The organism is Aestuariivirga sp., assembly GCF_044239095.1.
Lineage (GTDB): Bacteria > Pseudomonadota > Alphaproteobacteria > Rhizobiales > Aestuariivirgaceae > Aestuariivirga.
The window spans coordinates 1-2735 of record NZ_JBIICB010000398.1; the positions used below are offsets into that span (position 1 = coordinate 1).

The 2735-nt window shown below is 61.5% G+C and carries 3 protein-coding genes; all 3 read left to right on the forward strand.

Annotation, left to right across the window (positions count from 1 at the left end; genetic code table 11):
* The first annotated feature begins 59 nt into the window (after positions 1-59).
* Complete coding sequence (locus ACILRA_RS21830) at positions 60-416, forward strand: ArsR/SmtB family transcription factor (protein WP_395664144.1); 357 nt, start codon at positions 60-62, stop codon at positions 414-416.
* Positions 417-512: 96 nt separating this feature from the next.
* Positions 513-1556, forward strand: coding sequence for an ArsJ-associated glyceraldehyde-3-phosphate dehydrogenase (locus ACILRA_RS21835; protein ID WP_395664142.1), 1044 nt, complete (start codon positions 513-515; stop codon positions 1554-1556).
* The coding region (gene arsJ / locus ACILRA_RS21840) for an organoarsenical effux MFS transporter ArsJ (RefSeq protein ID WP_395664143.1) at positions 1556-2735 on the forward strand (1180 nt) is incomplete at its 3' end. The genes ACILRA_RS21835 and arsJ, both read left to right, overlap by 1 nt.

Below are 2735 nucleotides of genomic sequence, written 5' to 3' on the forward strand. Positions count from 1 at the left end.
CGGGGCACGGGAAATTCTGTCACATGACTGTCAGACAATTTGTCGATGACTCTCGACATATGGAAAGCATAACAGCAATCGAAGCCTTCACAGCGCTCGCACAGCCAACGCGTCTCGCGGCATTCCGTCTTCTGGTGCAGCAGGAGCAAGCTGGCCTCCCGGCAGGTGAGATCGCCCGGCATCTCGACGTGCCGCACAATACGATGTCCACCCACCTGGCCATCCTTGCCCGCTCAGGCCTTGTCTCGGTAGAGCGGCACAGCCGAAGCATGATTTACCGGGCAGAGCTCAAGGCGGTGCGCCAGTTGGTGCTATTCATGCTGAAGGATTGCTGCAACGGACGCCCGGAGCTCTGCGCGCCGCTGATCAAGGACATCGCCAGATCAAGTTCAACCGCCGGAACTTGCTGTGGCTGACCGCCCAGACCAAGTCTCTATGGACGAGAAGTTCCAAGGCACTCACTGCGATACCCTGATTGTGATGGTAATCGAAACTGCAAGGGAAGGAAAAACATGCGTGTCGGCATAAACGGGATGGGCCGCATCGGACGTCTGGCGCTCAGAGCAGCGCTTGGAGCGGCTGAGCGTGGCGAAGAGGACCCAAGGCGGAACAACCGGCTCGAGATTGTCCATGTGAACGAGATCAAGGGCGGTGCAGCGGCGGTAGCACATCTGCTCGAGTTCGACTCGGTGCAGGGCCGCTGGCGGACCAAGCTCAGCACTGAAGGCGAGGAAGCCATTCGCATCGGCGATAGCAGGGTCAGTTTTTCAGCGCTCCCGGCGGCCGGAGACATCCCCTGGGGCGATCTCGGCGTGGACCTGGTGCTTGAGTGCACTGGCAAGTTCCTGACCCACGCGACCCTCGACGGGCACCTGAAGCGCGGCGCAAGGCGGGTGATCGTCGCCGCCCCCGTAAAGGAGCCGGATGTTCTGAATGTCGTGGTCGGGGTGAACCATCACCTCTACGATCCCGCCAAGCACGCAATCGTGACGGCAGCCTCCTGCACGACCAATTGCCTCGCGCCAGTCGTCAAGGTCGTACACGAAAGGCTTGGTATCCGGCACGGTCAGATCACCACGATCCATGATCCGACCAACACCAATGTGGTGGTCGATGCACCCCACAAGGACCTGCGGCGTGCCCGCTCCGCCATGCTGTCACTCCAGCCGACAACCACCGGCAGCGCGACGGCGATCGCACTGATCTATCCGGAGCTCAAGGGCAAGCTCGACGGCCATGCGGTGCGGGCACCCGTTCTCAATGCGTCCCTGACAGATTGCGTCTTCGAACTCAGCCGGGAGACGACAAGGGATGAGGTGAACGCCCTTTTCGCTGAGGCCGCGGCGGGGCAGCTGGCTGGAATTCTGGGATATGAGCCGCGTCCACTGGTGTCCATTGACTACGCACGCGATACCCGTTCCTCTATTGTCGACGGGCTTTCCACGCTCGTGACCGATGGCACGCTGCTCAAAGTCTATGCCTGGTACGACAATGAAATGGGCTATGCCTGCCGCATGGTCGACCTTGCCTGCCATATGCGCGAGTTGGGCATCTGATGGCGCCCGGCACGCGCAACTATGCCATCGTCACCGCCGCATATTGGGGCTTCACCCTGACTGACGGCGCGCTGCGCATGCTGGTGCTGCTGCATTTTTTCCAGCTCGGATATTCACCCTTCGTGCTCTCCTTCCTCTTCCTGCTCTACGAGGCAGCAGGCATCGCGGCGAATTTCATCGGCGGATGGCTGGCGACGCGCTTTGGCATTACCCGAATGCTCACCATCGGCCTCGCCACGCAGATCACGGGTTTCCTGATTCTCTCGGCGCTCTCGCCGGATTGGGCGGCAGCTCTGTCGGTGGCATGGGTCGTGGCCGCGCAGGGCATCTGTGGGGTTGCAAAGGACCTGACGAAGACGGCATCCAAATCGGCAATCAAGGTAGCCGAGAAGGACGCGCGTGCAGAGGGCGCGGAAGGCCGCCTGTTCAAGTGGGTTGCGTGGTTTACCGGCTCCAAGAACGCGATGAAGGGCGCGGGCTTCTTCCTCGGCGGACTGCTGCTCGAGTCTTTGGGCTTTCGTACGGCGCTGTGGGTGATGGCCGGTGCGCTCGCGGTGATCTTGCTGGGTGTTGTGCTTTCTCTGCCGCCAATGATGGGCAAGAGCAAGGCCAGTTCCACGGCTCGCGAGCTGTTTGGCAAGTCGAGATGTGTCAACCTCTTGGCGGCGGCGCGAATCTTCCTGTTTGGTGCGCGCGATGTCTGGTTCGTCGTTGGCGTTCCCGTGTTTCTCTACGCCAGCGGCTGGACCTTCACGATGGTCGGAGGGTTCATGGCGGTGTGGACCGTCTTCTACGGTCTGGTGCAGGCCTCAGCCCCGGCCGTCATCCGCCGCAGCCCTGATGGACTATCCCGGGAGGTGCCTGCCGCGCGGCTGTGGAGTGCACTGCTCGCACTTGTGCCCGCACTCATCATCGCGGCGCTCGCAGCAGATATTGCGTGGCGGCCCGACATTATCCTCGTCATCGGTCTGGCGGTATTCGGCGTTGCATTCGCGATCAATTCCTCTGTCCACTCCTACCTGATCCTGGCATATGCCGGATCAGAGAAGGCAGCCGAGGATGTGGGATTTTACTATGCGGCGAATGCCGCAGGACGGTTTGCGGGAACGCTGCTCTCAGGGCTTCTTTATCAATGGGGCGGCCTCAGCGCGTGCCTTGCGGGCTCGGCCCTGATGCTGG